This window comes from Arthrobacter sp. BF1, from assembly GCF_056680215.1.
Window position 1 is genome coordinate 1992495 of record NZ_CM155271.1, and the last position, 16662, is coordinate 2009156.

The 16662-nt window shown below is 66.5% G+C and carries 19 protein-coding genes; 11 read left to right on the forward strand and 8 right to left on the reverse strand.

Annotated elements, in window-relative coordinates; genetic code table 11:
* Window positions 1-14 precede the first annotated feature (14 nt).
* The 3 genes from AC1MCD_RS09335 to AC1MCD_RS09345 are packed head-to-tail and all read left to right on the forward strand — an operon-like array spanning window position 15 to window position 3821.
* On the forward strand, window positions 15-872 hold the full coding sequence (locus tag AC1MCD_RS09335; protein ID WP_498677890.1) for a fumarylacetoacetate hydrolase family protein: 858 nt from the start codon (window positions 15-17) through the stop codon (window positions 870-872).
* On the forward strand, window positions 872-2599 hold the full coding sequence (locus tag AC1MCD_RS09340) for an FAD-dependent monooxygenase (protein ID WP_498677891.1): 1728 nt from the start codon (window positions 872-874) through the stop codon (window positions 2597-2599). Before AC1MCD_RS09335 ends, AC1MCD_RS09340 begins: the two co-directional genes overlap by 1 nt.
* The gene (locus AC1MCD_RS09345) at window positions 2577-3821 is read left to right on the forward strand and encodes a DUF3500 domain-containing protein (protein ID WP_498677892.1); all 1245 of its coding nucleotides are present in this window, start codon (window positions 2577-2579) and stop codon (window positions 3819-3821) included. Before AC1MCD_RS09340 ends, AC1MCD_RS09345 begins: the two co-directional genes overlap by 23 nt.
* A 113-nt stretch (window positions 3822-3934) precedes the next feature.
* On the opposite strand, the gene AC1MCD_RS09350 is transcribed toward AC1MCD_RS09345, so the two are convergent.
* From AC1MCD_RS09350 to AC1MCD_RS09360, 3 genes are all read right to left on the reverse strand, one after another.
* Window positions 3935-5005 (reverse strand): quercetin 2,3-dioxygenase, encoded by a 1071-nt coding sequence (locus AC1MCD_RS09350; protein ID WP_498677893.1) that lies wholly within the window; start codon window positions 5003-5005, stop codon window positions 3935-3937.
* Between the two features lie 159 nt (window positions 5006-5164).
* Window positions 5165-5575 (reverse strand): cupin domain-containing protein, encoded by a 411-nt coding sequence (locus AC1MCD_RS09355; protein ID WP_498677895.1) that lies wholly within the window; start codon window positions 5573-5575, stop codon window positions 5165-5167.
* 8 nt (window positions 5576-5583) lie between these two features.
* Complete coding sequence (locus AC1MCD_RS09360) at window positions 5584-5916, reverse strand: carboxymuconolactone decarboxylase family protein (protein ID WP_498677896.1); 333 nt, start codon at window positions 5914-5916, stop codon at window positions 5584-5586.
* Window positions 5917-6097: 181 nt separating this feature from the next.
* Here AC1MCD_RS09360 and AC1MCD_RS09365 point away from each other — a divergent pair, with 181 nt between their 5' ends.
* Window positions 6098-6640 carry a GNAT family N-acetyltransferase gene (locus AC1MCD_RS09365; protein ID WP_498677899.1) on the forward strand — a complete coding sequence of 181 codons (543 nt, stop codon included), beginning with the start codon at window positions 6098-6100 and terminating at the stop codon, window positions 6638-6640.
* A 33-nt stretch (window positions 6641-6673) separates the two neighbouring features.
* Here AC1MCD_RS09365 and AC1MCD_RS09370 read toward each other — a convergent pair whose 3' ends face one another.
* Entirely contained in the window at window positions 6674-7024 is a 351-nt protein-coding gene (locus AC1MCD_RS09370) for a GNAT family N-acetyltransferase (protein WP_498677901.1), read from the reverse strand.
* Window positions 7025-7313: 289 nt separating this feature from the next.
* On the opposite strand from AC1MCD_RS09370, the gene AC1MCD_RS09375 reads away from it, so the two are divergent.
* From AC1MCD_RS09375 to AC1MCD_RS09395, 5 genes are all read left to right on the forward strand, one after another.
* Entirely contained in the window at window positions 7314-7832 is a 519-nt protein-coding gene (locus AC1MCD_RS09375; protein ID WP_498677903.1) for a flavin reductase family protein, read from the forward strand.
* Window positions 7833-7908: 76 nt separating this feature from the next.
* On the forward strand, window positions 7909-8130 hold the full coding sequence (locus AC1MCD_RS09380) for a hypothetical protein (RefSeq protein ID WP_498677905.1): 222 nt from the start codon (window positions 7909-7911) through the stop codon (window positions 8128-8130).
* A 189-nt stretch (window positions 8131-8319) separates the two neighbouring features.
* On the forward strand, window positions 8320-9012 hold the full coding sequence (locus AC1MCD_RS09385) for an MSMEG_4193 family putative phosphomutase (protein WP_498677907.1): 693 nt from the start codon (window positions 8320-8322) through the stop codon (window positions 9010-9012).
* Between the two features lie 24 nt (window positions 9013-9036).
* Window positions 9037-9591: a DUF3090 domain-containing protein gene (locus AC1MCD_RS09390; protein ID WP_498677908.1), complete on the forward strand. Its 555-nt coding sequence runs from the start codon at window positions 9037-9039 to the stop codon at window positions 9589-9591.
* Window positions 9591-10358: an SCO1664 family protein gene (locus AC1MCD_RS09395; RefSeq protein WP_498677909.1), complete on the forward strand. Its 768-nt coding sequence runs from the start codon at window positions 9591-9593 to the stop codon at window positions 10356-10358. Before AC1MCD_RS09390 ends, AC1MCD_RS09395 begins: the two co-directional genes overlap by 1 nt.
* A gap of 39 nt (window positions 10359-10397) precedes the next feature.
* On the opposite strand, the gene AC1MCD_RS09400 is transcribed toward AC1MCD_RS09395, so the two are convergent.
* Entirely contained in the window at window positions 10398-10961 is a 564-nt protein-coding gene (locus AC1MCD_RS09400) for a dihydrofolate reductase family protein (RefSeq protein ID WP_498677910.1), read from the reverse strand.
* A 630-nt stretch (window positions 10962-11591) separates the two neighbouring features.
* Here AC1MCD_RS09400 and AC1MCD_RS09405 point away from each other — a divergent pair.
* Window positions 11592-11762 carry an ABC transporter ATP-binding protein gene (locus AC1MCD_RS09405; RefSeq protein WP_498677911.1) on the forward strand — a complete coding sequence of 57 codons (171 nt, stop codon included), beginning with the start codon at window positions 11592-11594 and terminating at the stop codon, window positions 11760-11762.
* Between the two features lie 42 nt (window positions 11763-11804).
* Here AC1MCD_RS09405 and AC1MCD_RS09410 read toward each other — a convergent pair whose 3' ends face one another.
* Window positions 11805-12674, reverse strand: coding sequence for an HAD-IIB family hydrolase (locus AC1MCD_RS09410; RefSeq protein ID WP_498677914.1), 870 nt, complete (start codon window positions 12672-12674; stop codon window positions 11805-11807).
* Window positions 12675-12854: 180 nt separating this feature from the next.
* Between AC1MCD_RS09410 and AC1MCD_RS09415 the strand changes: the two genes are divergently transcribed.
* Window positions 12855-13160: a putative quinol monooxygenase gene (locus AC1MCD_RS09415; protein ID WP_498677915.1), complete on the forward strand. Its 306-nt coding sequence runs from the start codon at window positions 12855-12857 to the stop codon at window positions 13158-13160.
* Between the two features lie 13 nt (window positions 13161-13173).
* Here AC1MCD_RS09415 and AC1MCD_RS09420 read toward each other — a convergent pair whose 3' ends face one another.
* Complete coding sequence (locus AC1MCD_RS09420; RefSeq protein WP_498677917.1) at window positions 13174-14361, reverse strand: VWA domain-containing protein; 1188 nt, start codon at window positions 14359-14361, stop codon at window positions 13174-13176.
* Window positions 14358-16661 (reverse strand): DUF5682 family protein, encoded by a 2304-nt coding sequence (locus AC1MCD_RS09425; RefSeq protein WP_498677918.1) that lies wholly within the window; start codon window positions 16659-16661, stop codon window positions 14358-14360. Before AC1MCD_RS09425 ends, AC1MCD_RS09420 begins: the two co-directional genes overlap by 4 nt.
* Window position 16662 lies beyond the last annotated feature (1 nt).

Genomic DNA, 16662 nt, shown 5'->3' on the forward strand with positions numbered 1-16662 from the left:
TTGAAAGGCCCCTTATGCAGTTTGTTGGTATCAACCACCGTGGCGAGTCGTGGGCTGCGGTCCTCGTGGACCCGCATCTTTTCCCGCTCGCACCGGTCGCCGAGTTCTGGACCGACCCGACGGGCTGGCAGGACAAGGCAGTCACGCTAACGGCCGACGCCGGCACCTCGCTTGAGCGCGGAACCGTCACCGAAGTGCCGCTGGTCCCCGCCTCCGCCCGCGTGATCTGCGTCGGGCTCAACTACAGGGCGCACGCTGCCGAGGGCAGCTACAAGGACCAGGACCTGCCGCCGTACCCCACCCTTTTCGGGCGCTGGACGGCGTCGTTGTCCGTCGGCAACGTCCCGGTCCCCGTACCGGGCGGCGAAGCAGGGCTGGACTGGGAAGGCGAAGTTGCCGCCTACATCGGCAGGCGCGTCGAGTCCGCTGATGAAGCCGCCGCGGAGGACGCCGTCTTCGGCTACTCCACCTTCAACGACCTCACCGCGCGGCGCGCCCAGAAGCTGACGTCCCAGTGGACGCTGGGCAAGAACGGTGACTTCACCGGCCCGCTCGGCCCGTTGGTGAGCCGCGACGAGGCGGGCGACCTCCGGGATGGCCTTCAGGTCCGGACCCGGGTGAACGGCACCGAAGTCCAGAACGGAAATACGCGGGACATGATCTTTTCCGTGCCGGCCATCATCTCCCTGATCAGCGAAACCCTCACGCTCCACCCCGGCGACGTGATCGCCACCGGCACCCCCGAGGGAGTCGGCTACGCCCGCACACCGCAGTGGCTCCTGCAGGCCGGCGACACCGTGGAAGTCGAGATTGATCGGCTGGGCACGCTGACAACCCCCATCGGCGGCCCGGCGCTCCGGGCGAGGGCCTGATGACTGTCATGGCCCATGCCCGGTTGGAGGATCTTCCGGATGACACTCTGGTCCTGATCTCCGGCGGAGGCCCCAGCGGATTGTTCCTCGCCCTTGACCTCGCCCAGCGGGGGATTCACAGTGTTGTCATCGAGCCGCGGACCTCCATCGATCCCGACCGGCCGCGTGCCAAGACCACCAACGCGCGCACCATGACACACCTCCGGCGCTTGGGCCTGTCAACGGCACTGCGCGGCGCGGCACCCCTTCCGGTGGAGTTCGCTCAGGACATCATCTTCTGCACGTCGCTGACGGGACGCGAAATCCGACGCTTCGCCAACGCCTTCCAGCTCCAATCCGGCCGGTATGAGGCGCAGCCCGAATGCGGGCAGCAGGTACCGCAGCCGGTCCTGGAATCCGTGCTTCGTGAAGCCGTGGCGGCGTCGGCGCATGCCACTCTGCTGACCGGCCTCCGGGTTGAGTCATTCGACGGTTCGCGATCAGGTCAGCAGGTAACGGTGGCAGACGCCGCAGGCCGTCGCCGCACAGTGGGGTGCACGTTCCTTGCGGGGGCCGACGGCGGATCCTCCACCGTACGCCGCGGCCTGGGACTGCGGCTGGAGGGCGGCTCAGCAGCACTGTCCAACATCAGTATCTTGTTCCGGTCCGCTGACCTGGCCGCAACCATCAGCCTGGACGCCGCCGTCCAGTACTGGGTCCTGGGTGAAGATGCGGCCGGCATGGTGGGCCGCATGGACCTGGACCAGACGTGGTGGGCCATCATCCAGGGCGTCGAGGCCCAGGGTGACGGCGGTCCGCCTGACCTGGATGCCGTGGCGTTGGTCCGTTCCCTGGTGGGGGCCGACGTCGAGGTTGATGTCATTGCCACCGACCCGTGGACGGCACGCATGCTCCTCTCACCCTCCTACGGGCACGACGGCGTCTTCCTGGTAGGCGACGCCGCCCACCAGAACCCGCCCTGGGGCGGCCACGGTTTCAACACGTGCATCGGCGACGCCGCCAACCTCGCGTGGAAAATCGCGGGCGTCCTGGACGGCTGGGCCGGGCCCGGCCTGCTGGACAGCTATGAACTCGAGCGGCGTCCCGTGGCCGGGCGCACCATCAACGATGCCGCGGCCAACGGCAAGGCACTTGCCTACCACTTCGCCGACCCGGACCTCGAGGCCGAAGGGACCAGCGGCGCTGCCGCCCGTGCCAGCGCGCACGCGGCGCTGGGCGTCAAGCAAAGTGAATTCGATTCCCTCGGACTGGTGCTCGGCTACAGCTACGCGGCGTCACCGCTGGTGGTCCCGGACGGGTCCCCCCTTCCGGTGGAGGATCCCATCCGCTACACCCCGTCGGCCGCCCCCGGCGCGCTCCTGCCGCATGTGTGGCTCGATGACTCCACGTCGGTCTACGACGTTCTGGGGGTTGGGTTTACCCTGCTGGTCGACTCCGCGACGTTGGCCGGCGCCGCAGTCGGGGACTCGTTTGCGCCAGTCCTGGCCACAGCAGCCGCACTGCGTGTTCCCCTGACAGTTGCCGCGGTGGGCCCGGACCGGAACGGCGTCCCCCTCGCCGATACCTGGGCTGCCGATGCCGTTCTGGTCCGTCCTGACCAGCATGTGGCGTGGCGAGGAGCCTCCGCCGGTGCTGCCGCCAGTGCCCTGCGGATCGCCGCCGGCTGGACCCACACCCAATCTTTGGAACCAGAGGAGAACGCCCATGTCAGCGCCGTCATTTCGTGATTACCTGTTTCAGCCCGACCATCCGCGCGTCGCCAAGGTCCGCGGCCTGGATGCGCGGTCCTACGCGGAGGCGGCCAAGGATGATCCGTTCGCCGGCCCGATGATCCAGGGCTGGAAGGAACTCTACCCCCAGCCGTTCACCGGGGTGACCAGCGACGGCGTGGTCCGTGAAGGCCTGTTCCCCCTGGCTGATGCCTTGCCGGGGGAGGAGGCGCCGACGGCGGACATGGTGGCAGCGGCCGAAAAGCTCCTGGCTCTGGCCTCGCTGGAACAAATAAGCCGGCTGGGCTACCCCGTGGATGCTCGCGAGTGGCAGAGCTGGGCCAACCCCGAGTTCATGCAGCACGATACGGGCCTGCGGCTGGACGAACTGGATCCGGCCCTGCGCGACGCCGCGCTGTCCGTGGTGGAAGCGAGCCTCAGCCCGGAAGGTTTCGCGCTGATGCGGAACCTGATGCGGATCAACGGCTTCCTGGGTGACCTGGTGGACCTGCCGCTGCTCATGAACGAGTACAGCTACAACTTCGCCCTCTACGGGGTGCCCTCCGAGACCGAACCGTGGGGCTGGCAGCTGTTCGGGCACCATGTGGCGCTCAATTGCCTGGTGGCCGGAAGCCAGCTGGTGGTCTCGCCGGTGTTCCTCGGTGCCGAGCCGGACATCATCGACGCCGGCCCCCACCAGGGCGTAAAAGTCTTCAAGGAACGCATCCAGTGGGCCCGGGAACTCATGGCCGAACTGCCGGCCGAACTGCGCGCCGGCGCCGTGGTGTTCGAACACATGGAGGATCCCGCCATGCCCGACGGGCGGCTGCATCCCGGAGACGAACGGCACCTGGCCGGCTGCTTCCAGGACAACCGCGTGATCCCCTACGAAGGCATTGCAGTCAGGTCGATGCCGCCGTCCGCACTGGCCTTGCTGGACAGGATTGTGGAGGACTCCATCGCTTACCTTCCGGCCGGGCCGCGCGCTGCCCGGCGCCGGGAAATCCAGGCGCACTACGCCGAAACCTGGTTCTCATGGATCGGCGGCTGGCAGGGCGCGGACGCCTTCTACTTCCGCATCCAAAGCCCGGTGGTCATCCTCGAACTCGACCACCACACCGGAGTCTTCCTCGACAACGACACGCCCGCGCCGTTCCACATGCACACCGTGGTGCGGACACCCAACGGCAACGACTACGGCCGGACGCTGGTCAAGCAATACGCATCGATTGCTCCGTAAGCGCCCTTTTCGGGGTTCAAAACGGCATCGTCTCGGCAGTCGATGGGGTCCATAAGCCCGATGGCCCGGACTTCCTTTCGGAGGTCCGGGCCATCTGGTTGCCTAGGGATGAGCTAAAAGATCTCCAGGGCGGTACGCCGCTGCGGGGGAGGACCCACCACGGTGAGATCCATCTCCGCCTGTGCCCGGCCGAAGCCTTCCATGTCCATGTAGGGCGTGCCGCCCTCGGTGTACATGTAGTCCTCGGTGGGTTTGTTGAAGTACTCAAAGAACCCGTTGAATACCGACGGCGTCAGGAACCCCACCATCTGCGTGTTGTGGGAATCAAAAGCGAACGAGTGGATGGTGCCGGCCGGGGCATGCACAAAGTCCCCCTTGGTCAGCAGCATCTCGCGGCCGTTCGCGTACAGCCACATCCGGCCCTCGGTGCACAGGAAGTTCTCGGTGTGCTCGGAGTGGAAGTGCAGCGGGATGTACGGCGTCTTGGCTCCCTTGGTGTGCACCGCGAAGTAATTGGAGCCGGTGTTCGCCGGCCGGGAGAGGTAGGTGAACATCGTCTGGTAGCTGGCCAGGCGCTCGCCCTCGTGGGCACTGAGGAAGTACGGGCTCTGCGCGGGCGGCAGGCCGGCGTCGTGCTTGAACGTGGGGGTGACGCGCTCAACGTCCGGGAAGGTGATGCCGAACTCCGCGCCCACTTCTGCCTGTTCCTGGATGCTGGCCTTGTGGCCGGCACGGACGGGAGGGACGTGGGAGTCGATGGGAGTGCCCACGCGCTCGTAGTAGGCCTCCGCACCGCCGGGGGTCATCCAGTTCAGGAAGCGGGTGTAGTGGCTGGCCATGCGGTAGGCGTGGGGCGTTCCCGGCGGGATAACCACGGAGTCGCCGGGCGTGAGGATGCGGCTCTCGCCGGGCAGCCAGACGTGCAGGATTCCGTCGAAGACGTAGAGGGTCTTGTGCTCCACCTTGTGGCTGACGAAAGGTGACTCCGCCCCCATGCCGCCTGAGATGTACGCGGCGCTGAATATTCCGCCGGTGTCGGCTGCGCGGGCGATCACGGTGACCAGCTGGCCGTTGATCTCGAAGCGGGCACCTTCCCCCGAGGCCATGTAGTAAGGCACTGCCTCGCCGGGCAAGGCATTGGACACCGGCAGCTGCCGGTTCATTTCCTCAACGCTGAGGGACATCGGTTCCTTCTTTCGTGTTCGCCCAAATGGGGGTCATGAAGAAGTTTCCCCGATATTCCCCGCTGAAAGGAGACGGATTTTCATTGGTTGAAAGCTATCCGCTGCTTGGGTTACGAGCGGCAGCCAATGTGCCGATCGGGACGACGACGGCAGGCCGGGCTAGTTCCGGGCGGTGCCGTTGTAGTCGTCGTCGGTGATGTGCTCACGCCAGGTGGTGGTCTTGGCGGGGTCCTCACCGTTCTGGAGCATGGCTATATGTTCCATGAAGCAACCGGGGGCGGCAGCGTGCCAGTGCTCCTCGCCTGGCGGGGTGTAGAGGGTCTGGCCGGCGTGAACCTCGATGATGGTGCCGTCCCGGCCGCCGAAGCGTGCGACGCCCTGGGTGACCCGAAGGTACTGGCCGTGCTCGTGGGAGTGCCAGGCGGTGCGGGCGCCGGGAGCGAACCGGACGGTGGCGACCACCATGGTCTGGCCGGGCTCGTGAGGCAGTGCGATCGGGTCGAGCCACACGTCGCCGGCGAACTGGGCAGCGGGGTTTTTCGAGGTAGGAACCGAAGGTTCGATATTCATGAAGTTCCTTACTTGGAATCTGTGAAGTGATGCTTGGCTACGACCATCGCCCCCATGCCCTTGGGCCAGCCGGCGTAGAGCGTGACGTGGGTGATGGCTTCGATGAGCTCCTCCTGGGTCACGCCGTTCTCGATGGCGCGGCCGAGGTGGAATCCCAGCTGGTCGGTGTTCCCGCCGGCGGTGAGCACAGCCACGGTGATGAGGCTGCGGTCCCGTGCGGAGAGTTCCGGCCGGTTCCACACGTCCTCGAACAGCACGTCGTCGGTGAGCTCGGCAAGCTTCGGTGCGAAGTCGCCGAACATCTTTCGGCCGCCACCGAGCTGCTTGGGTTGGTCAGTCATGATGATCCTTCTCTCGGCTTGGAAGAGGTTCGTGCCGGGCTGCGCTCCAGTCAACCGGAGTTCAGGGCCGCGAGGGAGTCCCTGCTGTAGGTAGCACTAACAGGGCCTGTCTCAGTTGGCGCTCGCTGATCGACCGGCCGGGCCTGATGGGAGTCGGCCGATGTTGGACTAATGTTTAGCGATGATTGAATCGCACCAACTCAGCGAGAGCGTCAGCATGCGATTACTGCGCCTGAGCGATGCGCCTGCGCTCGCTGCTGCATATGTGCGCAACCGGGTGTACCTCTCCGCCTGGGAGCCAGTGCGGCCCGACGAGTATTTCACCGAGACCTGGCAGCGTGCCGACACCGCCAACCGCATCGCTGCGCATGAAGCCGGTGAGGGGTGTCCCTTCGGCCTGTTTGCCGGCGACACACTCGTGGGCCGGTTCAACCTGGCCGGCATCGTGCGCGGCCCGTTCCAGAGCGCGGGGCTGGGGTACTGGGTGGACGACGACTATGCAGGCCGCGGGCTAGCATCTGCTGCAGTCCAGAGGATCGTCGCAGTGGCACGCGATCAGCTTGGGCTGCACCGCATCGAGGCGAGCACGCTTCTGCACAACGCTGGCTCGCAGCGGGTGCTGCAGAAGGCCGGCTTCCAGCACATTGGCATGGCCCCGCGGTACTTGCGGATTGCGGGACAATGGCAAGACCACAACCTCTACCAGGTGGTGCTGCACGACTGAAGTCCAACACCGCCCGCAGACAGACCCCGCTTGTCAGGGCAGGTCCAGGGTGAAGACGACAATCTGAACCAACGGAGCCGGCCGGGGCTTCTCGCGGTCTGGGCGCCGGACGAACCCGAAGCGCCGGTAGAGCACCTGGGACCGCTCATTTTCCAAGCCCGTGTCCAGCACCATCCGGCGCGCACCGCGCTCGATGGATTGTGTTACTGACTCTTCGAGCAGTTTCCATCCGATACCGGAACGCCGCGCTTCTGGAAGGACGGCCAGGAGGCGGAGTTCCGTTTCCCCTTCCGTGGCCTGGCGGGCAAGCGGGGACCCGAACGGGAGCAGGCTGGCAGTGCCCGGGCGGACCCGGTATCTGGCGGCCAGTGCTGTAGTGCTCATGGTGGGATCCCGTCGTCGAAAATTCTGTTTGGAGGCTGGCGTCCAAGGTCAGGCTAGTCATGACCGCCCGGCCCTTTCCACCAGGCCGCAACACGTCTACGCACCGCTTAATGCTGGGACCCTAAGAAGGGTTAAGGCGCAGGTCAGCCCCCTGTGGACGAGCCATTTCGTTACCCCGTGCTTCGGACCGTGAAGCCACGTTGCGTCACGCGTCGGCGCATTTCACCCCCGGTTGAAAGGGGTCCGGGCGGGTGGTTGCTTGGACGTATCGGCTTTGAAAGGAAAGAACATGACGGAACATTTTGATCTCACTCCACAGCGTCTGCGTCACGTCCTGGGCCACTTTGCGTCCGGGCCGACAGTGATCACCGCAGCAACTGACAACGGTCCGGCCGGGTTCACCTGCCAATCCTTTTCTTCCCTGTCGCTGGACCCGGCACTGGTGACTTTCAGCCCCGCCCGGAGCTCCAGTACCTGGCCGTTGTTGCGCAGCGCGGGACGCTTCACGGTGAACATCCTGCCGGCAGAGCACCAGCACCTGGCCGCCCAGTTTGCCCGTTCGGGCACCGACAAGTTTGCTGGCGTGGATTACTCCGCGTCGCCGCTGGGCAATCCGGTGCTGGACCAGGCGCTTGCCTGGGTGGACTGCGAGCTTCACGAGGAGTACGACGGCGGCGACCACACCATTGTGGTGGGAGCGGTACACGCTCTCGGCGCGCGGGAAGGCGCCGAGCCGCTGCTCTTCTTCAAGGGCGGCTACTTCGAAGGCGTGCCGTCCCGGGCTGAATTGCTGGAAAGCGTCGCATGACAGGGGGGCGGCGCTGTCGGCCAGCTCTTGACCGCCGGCGTCGGAACCAACATCCAAACCTGAAGGAAGTACGCGCATGATCGGGACACTCACCCATAGGATCCACATGATCTGCGGCGACGAGCTCTCATTGCTTCGTCGGCAGATGTACGCGCTCGCCCGGCAGGATATCCACGAAGGCGCGGTGGACGGCGCCGCAACGGCCATGGCCCGCAAGCCGTCCTGCGTTAACCACGGCGTCAGCGTGGACGTGGTCTGTTTTGCCACTCCCCCGCGGGGGAGGCTGCCGCCTTCATGATTTCCGTCGCGATGCACCTGCATCCGGTTGCGCGATTGGCGGCCCCGTTTACAACGCGAAGAAAATCGCGCCTGCAGCGGAAACGGGCAGGATAGACGTCCTGCTGTCGCTGGAGGACGACTTTCTCTGCCTGATCGACACGACCCGGTACGGTACCCCCGCCATCGAGCGGGTGGTTAGGCTGGGTGGATGGCGACAGTTATTCTCGTGCGGCACGGCCGCACCACAGCCAATGCCACCGGACTGCTGGCCGGTCGGGCCGTCGGCGTCACCCTGGACCAGGTCGGACGCGACCAAGCGGCTCTGACCGGAGACCGACTCGCGGCCGTGCCCGTAGTCGGGGTGGTGTCGAGCCCTCTTGAGCGTTGTCAGCAGACCGCCCAGCTCATCCTTGATCGCCAGGCTGGCACTCCGTACGCGCCGTTGGAATCCGATCTTACCGAGTGCGATTACGGCCAGTGGCAGGGCCGCACGCTCAGTGATCTCGCAACCGAGGATTTGTGGCAGGTTGTGCAGTCGCAACCGTCCGCCGTCGTCTTTCCCGGTGGTGAATCCATGGCCGCGATGCAGGCGCGGGCGGTAGCGGCAATTCGACGCCACGATGCAGCCTTCGAAGCCGAATACGGGCCAGGAGCCGTATGGGTGGCGGTGAGTCACGGTGACATCATCAAGTCAATCCTCGCCGACGCGTTCGGCATGCACCTCGACCTGTTCCAACGCATTAACGTTGGCCCTGCCTCCGTATCGATCGTGCGGTACGGAGCCAGTCGGCCGAGCGTCTACGCTACCAACACCGACGCGGGTGATCTGGCGTGGCTGTCGAACGGCATCCACGCCGGCGATGCGCCGGTGGGCGGCGGTGCAGGGCAGAAGGCGCCATGAGCCTCATGTGCCTAAAATACTGACATGCCTACACTTATTCACGAGTTTGCCTGGCCTGATCGGGTCGTCGTTGGCACTATCGGCCTTCCGGGGGCGCGAACGTTCTACCTGCAGGTGCGCGCAGGGACGCAGATCGTGAGTATTGCCCTGGAGAAGCAGCAGTCGGCTCTGCTCGCGGAAAAGATCGACGAAATTCTCGACCAGCTTCTTACTGTCGAGGGCAACCCCTTCAGTGTTCCCACGAGTACTCCCATTGAGTTGGTTGACAATGACCAGCTCGAGGGCGTTCAGGAGCAGTTTCGCACCGGCGCCATGAGTTTAGGTTGGGACCCAACCACGGCCCAGGTCGTACTGGAGGCCCACCCGATCATCGATGTCGATGCTGATGACAACGACGAGACGCTTGATGAGGACGGCGCTGACGTGCCCGAAATGCTGCTGGTGCGGATGCCGGTCGGCACCGCCCGCGCATTCGCCAAGCGAACCCGTGAGATCGTGGGCGCTGGGCGTCCCGCGTGCCCGCTCTGCGGTTATCCCGTAGACGCCGACGGGCACGTCTGCACTCTTCCCGAGGCCTGATGCCGGCGCCAGACCTGTTGACGGCGGAGCTGACGCTCACTGGGCGCATCAGGACGGCTTCAAACGCTACATTCCTGGGCAGCATCGGGGACACGACAGTCGTCTATAAGCCGATAGCCGGGGAGAAACCACTGTGGGATTTTCCCGACGGCTTCCTTGCCCACCGGGAGGTTGCCTCCTACCTGGTTTCGGAGGTCCTCGGCTGGAACGTGGTGCCACGCACCTGGCTGCGCGATGGTCCGTTCGGCGAAGGGATGGTGCAGCTGTGGCAGGAGACAGACCCCGACCAGAACGTGGTGGACCTCGTTGCGTCGGACGACGTGCCGGAGATCGGCTGGAAACACGTCCTCGAGGGTCAGGATGAGAATGGGCGGATGGTCGCCCTCATTCACGAGGACTCTTCGGCGCTCAGACGCATGGCAGTGTTCGACGTCGTTGTGAACAACGCCGACCGCAAAGGCGATCACATCCTTGCCATGACGGGCGGACACCGGCACGGCGTGGACCACGGGCTTACCTTTCACCGTGACCACAAGCTGCGCACCGTGCTGTGGGGGTGGCTGGGAGACGCTCTGACCGCCGAGGAACTTGAGGGCATCGATCGTGTCAGCCACGGACTGGACGGTGAGCTGGGCCGAAACCTGGCGGACCTGCTCAGCGACGAAGAAATTGCGTCGGTCGCCGCGCGCTGCGCCCGGTTGCGCTTGGCGCGTCGGTTCCCGGCCCCGAGCGGTGAGATGTCGGCGGTGCCCTGGCCGCTGTTCTAGAGGAATTACGGTACTTCACTGACTGCGGAGGAATCGCGCTCAGCGCCTCGTCTCGTACCTGGTCAGGACCACACCGCCGGGAAACGTCCGCGTCTCCACCAAGTCCAGGTTCACCGAGTTGTCCAGGGCTGTGAAGAACGGTGTGCCGCCGCCCACCAAGACCGGATGGGTGACGATCACGTACTCATCGATCAGTCCGGCCCGCATGGCCGCCGCGGCGAGTGTGGCACCGCCGATGTCCATGGAGCCGCCGTCGTCGGCCTTGAGCCGGCTGATCTCGGTGACGGCGTCGCCGGTGACCAGACGGGTGTTCCAGTCGACCGTCCTGCTCGTCGAAGAGAACACCACTTTAGGCATGTCCCGCCAGCGGCGGGCGAACTCGATCTGCGCCGGTGTGGCGCCAGGCTGCTTGTCGGCGGTCGGCCAGTGGGAGCTCATTGTCTCCCACAGTTTGCGGCCGTACAGCGCCAGGCCCGTTGCCCCCACCCGGTCGGACCACCATTGGAACAGCTCGTCGCTCGGTGCGCTCCAGCCGAGGTCGTCGCCGGGCGCGGCGATGTAGCCGTCGACGCTCAGGTTCATGCCGAAGGTCAGGTTGCGCATGGCGTCAGTCTCCCTTGAGTTGGTATTCGTTGTACAGACCGGCACGGCGCGAAATCATCGGTCAGGCCACACATGATCGGCAGCCTCCTGTCCCGCGTGGAGCCACCGCAACCGCCCGCGGCCTAAACGGCCGCCGGTCTCACAGCGGGTCCTGTGGTGGTCGCGCCTGCATCGCGCAGGGCCAGGAAGCCGCCGTCCACGTGATGCGCCCGTCAACCAGCTGGACGCCGTCCCCGATAAGCCGGGCCGCTTCGTCGGCACTGATCAGCTGGGAATCGTGGAAAATCTCAGCCCGGCCCGCACGCAGCCGCCAGGAGTTCCTGGGAGCGGATGCGGTGGGCGTGGCTGTGGGTATTGGTGGTGAACAGGATTTCGTCGGCGCCGGTGACCCGCGGCAGGGTGCGCAGCCTGCGCGGCAGTCATCTGCGCGGGGTCGCCGACGAACCGGGTGTCCAGCCTGTCCCGGACCAGGTCACGCTCGGCAGGGTTCCAGTGCCGGCAGTCCGACGGCGTCTTGCGGGGTTGGGTATGGAATGGCGCCTTAGCCGGACCTGATGCTGTGTGCCCACAGGCCCAGATCCTGGACCTGCTCACGGCCTGCAGGAGCGGGACGGACTGGGTTACCTGTTCATGTCCCACGACCTGGCCGTGGTGGAGCAGATATCGGACCGCGTCGCGGTGATGCGCGCCGGGAAGCTGGTGGAGATCGGCACCACGGCGGAGGTGCTGGGAAACCCGGCACACGAGTACACGCGCCAGCTGATCGGCGCCATCCCGGGCAGGAAGCCGGCGCTCACCTGACCAGCGCCGCGCGTGCAGCCGGTCGGCGCAGCGGTCCTGTCCTCAGATGAGGCCCAGGTCAGTAAACGCGGCAACCAGTCCTTCGCGGTGCGGCGGCGCGGCAACACGGTCAGCCAGCGCGAGGAGTTCCGGTGAGGACCCCTCGATGGCGATGCCCACACCCGCAAACGCGATCATTTCCAGGTCGTTCTGGCCGTCGCCTGCGGCAATGGTGTTTGCCTGTTCGATGCCCAAGCGGGCAATGACGGCCGCCACGCCGTCGGCCTTGCTGATGCCGTGCTGGTACAACTCGCCCGCGTGCCGCCCCTCGTTGGCGATCGAATTAGCCACCACGGCGATGCCCTCGCCAATTTCCCGGGCAATGCGCTCCATGGAGACCGGGGCTTCGAATACCGAGATCTTGGCGAAGGCAGTGGCTGCGCGGTTTGTTGTGGCGCGCACGGAGCCCAGGATGGCCGAGGAGCCTGTCGAACGGCCGTCCGGCGCGCGGCGGAAGTGTTCTTCGATGATGGCGCGGAGCCGCGGCTCGGCCTCCGGGGCAACGTGCAGCGAATCCTGGGCTTCAAGAATGTAGACGGCTTCGTGGCCATCGAGCACAGCCACCGTCCTGGCTGCCAGGTCGGCCGGGAAGCTGCGGTCCAGCAGGACTTCACCGTCCACCTCTGCGTAGGCACCGGCACTTGCCACCAAACCGTCAAAGCCGGCGGCCAGAATGCTCTGGGGCAGCATGGACACCGGACGTCCGGTGCAGAGCAGGACCTTGTGTCCGGCCGACCGTGCGGCACGGACCGCCCGCACATGACCATCCGGGACAACCCCGTAGTCCGCATAGGTGCCGTCCACATCGAGGAAGATGGCGCGGACGGTTGCTGTGGAGGTGCCTGCTGTGGAGGTGACTGGCGTGGAGCTCATGATCCCGGATTCTACAGGGGTCCGCACGATGCCCCGAAGCCTGATGCCCTGCATTTCCGCCGCGGGTGCAGGACCTGACACTCGCCGTCGTCCTTCCGGCCGGAATGCCGCCACCGGGCTACGATGATGTGGCTGCCGGTCCCAACCCGGCCGCAGGACTCAAGAGCAAGGAACGCTGAGATGGCACAGTCATACTTCCAGGTAGTTGTCCGGTACACGGTCAAGCCTGAGGAAACGGAAACCGTCCTTGGGCTGCTTGGCGAGATGGCCGCTGCTACCCGCACGGAAGAAGCGAACCTGTCCTACGAGTTCTTCCAGGGGGTGGAGGACCCGACGCAGATCGTCATCCTGGAACGCTACCGGGACGCAGCCGGCTTTGCCGCGCACCGCGACTATGAGCACATTGAACGTATTGGCGCTTCGCAGATCATCCCGAGGTTGGAGCGTCGCACCATCCAAACGTTTGACGTGACAGAGCGCGCCTAGCAGCCGGGACACATCACGATGTGTGGGACGTCGCAATGTTGTTCGTGGCGGCCCATTCGCTGACGTCCCTGCGTTCGATCGCCGCCGCCATCAGGTCCGGAAACAGGTCCGGAGTGCAGGCGAAGGCCGGGACGCCGATGCCCGCGAGCGCGGCGGCGTGGTTGGAGTCGAAGCTGGGGTGGCCACTGTCGCTGAGGGCCAGGAGGGCAATCATGGTGGCTCCTGATCCGACGATGGCGGCGGCGCGCCGCAGCATCTCCTCGGCGATCCCGCCCTCGTAGAGGTCGCTGATCAGCACCAGGATCGTGTCGGCGGGCCGGGTGATCTGGCCTTGGCAGTAGGCGAGCGCCCGGTTGATGTCCGTTCCGCCGCCGAGCTGCACACCGAAGAGCACATCCACCGGATCTTCGAGGTCCTCGGTGAGGTCAACCACTTCGGTGTCAAAAACCACCAGCCGGGTGCGTACGGATCGAAGTGAACTGAGGACCGCCCCGAAAACGCTGGAATACACCACCGATTCGGCCATTGAACCGGACTGGTCGATGCACAGGATGATCTCGCGCTGCACCTCGCGGCTGCTCCGGGCGTAGCCGACCAGCCGCTCGGGCACCACGGTGCGGTACTCCGGCTGATAGTTCTTGAGGTTGGCGGCGATGGTGCGGTTCCAGTCGATGTCCCGGTGCCGGGGCCGCCGGGTCCTGGCGGCCCGGTTCAGCGCCCCTGAAACGGCCTGGACGGTCTTGGCGCGCAACTTCTCCTCCAGCTCCCTGGTCACCTGCCGGACCACCGTCCTGGCGGTCTCGCGTGAATGTTCGGGAATCACCCGGCCCAGTCCGATGAGCGTGCTCACCAGGCTGATGTCGGGCTGTACGGTGCGGAGCATCTCGGGTTCGAGCAGCAGTTGCCGAAGGCCCAGCCGGTCCATGGCGTCGGCCTGCATCACCTGCACCACGGTGGACGGGAAGTAGCCCCGAATGTCGCCGAGCCACCGGGCAACCCGCGGACTGGACGCCCCGAGGCCTCCCGGGCCCTTGTTCGGGGCATCGTAGAGCGCCTCCAGCACGCTGTCCCGGCGGGCGTCATCGGCCGAGAGGACAACGCTTTCGCCGCCGTCCCGCATGATGCCATCGGCCTCATGCCCGCCGAGGACCAGGCGCCACCGGCTCAGCCTGTCGCGGCCCGCAGGATTCATGTCGGTCATGCGATCGCCTCCCATCCCAGGATCCGAGCCATTGTGTGGATTGCGGGGCCCGCGCCGCTGACGTCCGTCTCGGCGGCGTCCGGCCCCTGCTCAGGCCCGGGTGCACGGCTGAGCTGTTCGCCGATCTCGCGCCGCTCAGGCCGGCTGAAGGCGGAGAACGTCCTGCGCAGCAACGGCAGGACGTCGTCGAACATCCCGTCCTGGACGCCCGCCACCCAGTCATCAACGATCTGCAGGAGGCGCCGGTCGTGGATCAGCAGCACCGCGTCGCCGGACAGGAAACCATCCAGCCAGGCCGCGGCCTCGGGTGCCGGCGTGGCAATGGACAGCCGCCGGCTGAGCCGGGCGGCCACCTCATCCCGTTCCACCAGTCCGGCATCCAGCAGAAGGCGGGTGGCGCGGCCGGCGACAGAACCGTGGATCCGGTCCGAACCGGCGACGGCGGCCAGGGCCTGGTGCCAGTCGTCCAGGGGCAGGTCCGGCAGCAGCGACAAGCCGTGGTGAGCCGAATCCATGGCGTGCCGCATGGCGCCGGCCGCGGTATCGTCCAGCCCGGCACAGGCGACAGGCAGGCCGACGCAGGCCCGCACCACTGTCGCGTCGAGGATCGTGTGCACACCGGTGACATCCACCCCGCGCACATTCCCGTACCGGCAGGTCCGGGCCAGCGGGGCGATGGTTTCCAGCAGCGGGGCAACATCCTGCTGCACTGCGGTTCGCTCGGCGAGGACGGACACTACGGAGCCGATGCCATCCGGAAGGTCAGCGAGCAGGCAACTTTCGAGGAGCTGGCTGAGGTCCGCCAAGCTCCCCGAAGCCTGGGCGCGTTCGGCCACGCATGCTGCGGCGGCCGCGGCGATTGTGGTCCCATAGCGGCCGGCGTCAACCACCGCAACGGCGAGTTCGGGCTGCCAGCTGAGTGTCCAGGCCTCCTTGAACGTACCGGTGGTGCGTCCGGTGTCAGCAGGCGTTCCCCAGTCCACCCCCAGCAGGGCAAGCCGGTGCAGCAATACGGAACGGGCCAGCTGAGCAGGCTTGCGCAGGTCGATTGCCACGACCTCTTCCATCGCCTTGGGCTGCAGCCGCAGCCGGCGCTGGGTAGCCGCCAAATCGGCGGCGAGGGGAACGGTGGGCGCGGATTCCGGGACGGTTCCCAACGCGAGCCCGATGGTAAGTTCGCGGCGTACCAGGGCGAGGGGAAGCGGGGACCCGTCGCAGAGAACGGACTGGGCGGCGTCGTCCAGTTCAGCCAGGCCGGGGCTGGGACGGCCGCGGACGGAGGCCAGGGCGGCCGCCAGGCGGCTCGCCTCCACCACGGAAGCCGGCGACGCGTCGAGGTTCTCCTGGCGGAGAGTACGGGCGACGCGGACCAGCCACGTGGTGGCCACATCAGCCACGGGGCCCTGGGCAGTCCAGTGGGCGAACAGGTGCTGGTACCAGCCGGGTGCCGTGACACCGGCCCCATAACCGGTTTCCAGGCGAAGCCGGTCCGCTGTCCACGGCACCCACGTGACCTGCACCTTGGTCTTGGGCAATCCGGCCAGGAGCTTGCTGTCCGCCGACGCCGGTGGAAAATTCGCCGGGACCAGGGCGGGGGCGTGATAGGCCCCGCACACCACCACGATCCGTGCGTGCCCCTCTCGCATGGCGGCCCGAAGGAGCCGCCGCATCGCGGCTTCGCGGCGGGCGTTCTCGACGACGTCGGGGTGCCCGGCGGGCCGGTCGTCCACGGCGCGGATCTCCCCGATGGCGTCCGTAATGGCCGCGAACCGTTCGAGGGGATCGGAGGTTCGGTGCTCGACGGCGTCCTCCCACCAGCGCTCGGCGTCACTGTACCCGGCGGCCTGGGCCAGCATCGAGATCGCATCGGGCCGATAGGGCTGCTGCGGAGGTGATGGCTGAACGGGCCCGGCCTCGCCGCCGGGCTCATCCCCGGCTTCGTTGCCGGTCTCGTCGCCCGCCTCATCGCGGGCCGTGTGCAGTGCGAAGCTGTGTGCCGCCGGCAGGTCGATGGTCCGTACCGGTATCCCTGCTGAGTGGGCCCACCTGATCGCCACCCACTCCGGGGAAAAGTCTGCCAGCGGGTAGAACGTTGCCAGGCGGGGCCGGTCAGCGGCGTAGATCAGCGCCGCCACCGGCGGGACCATCCCGGCATCTGCAACCAGCGGGATGACCGGGTCGAGCTCCGGCGGTCCCTCCACCAGCACCAGGTCCGGCCGGATGGTGGCCAGGGCCTCGGCCACCGAACGCGCCGAGCCCGGCCCATGGTGCCGGATCCCCAGGACATGGACGTCCGTCATG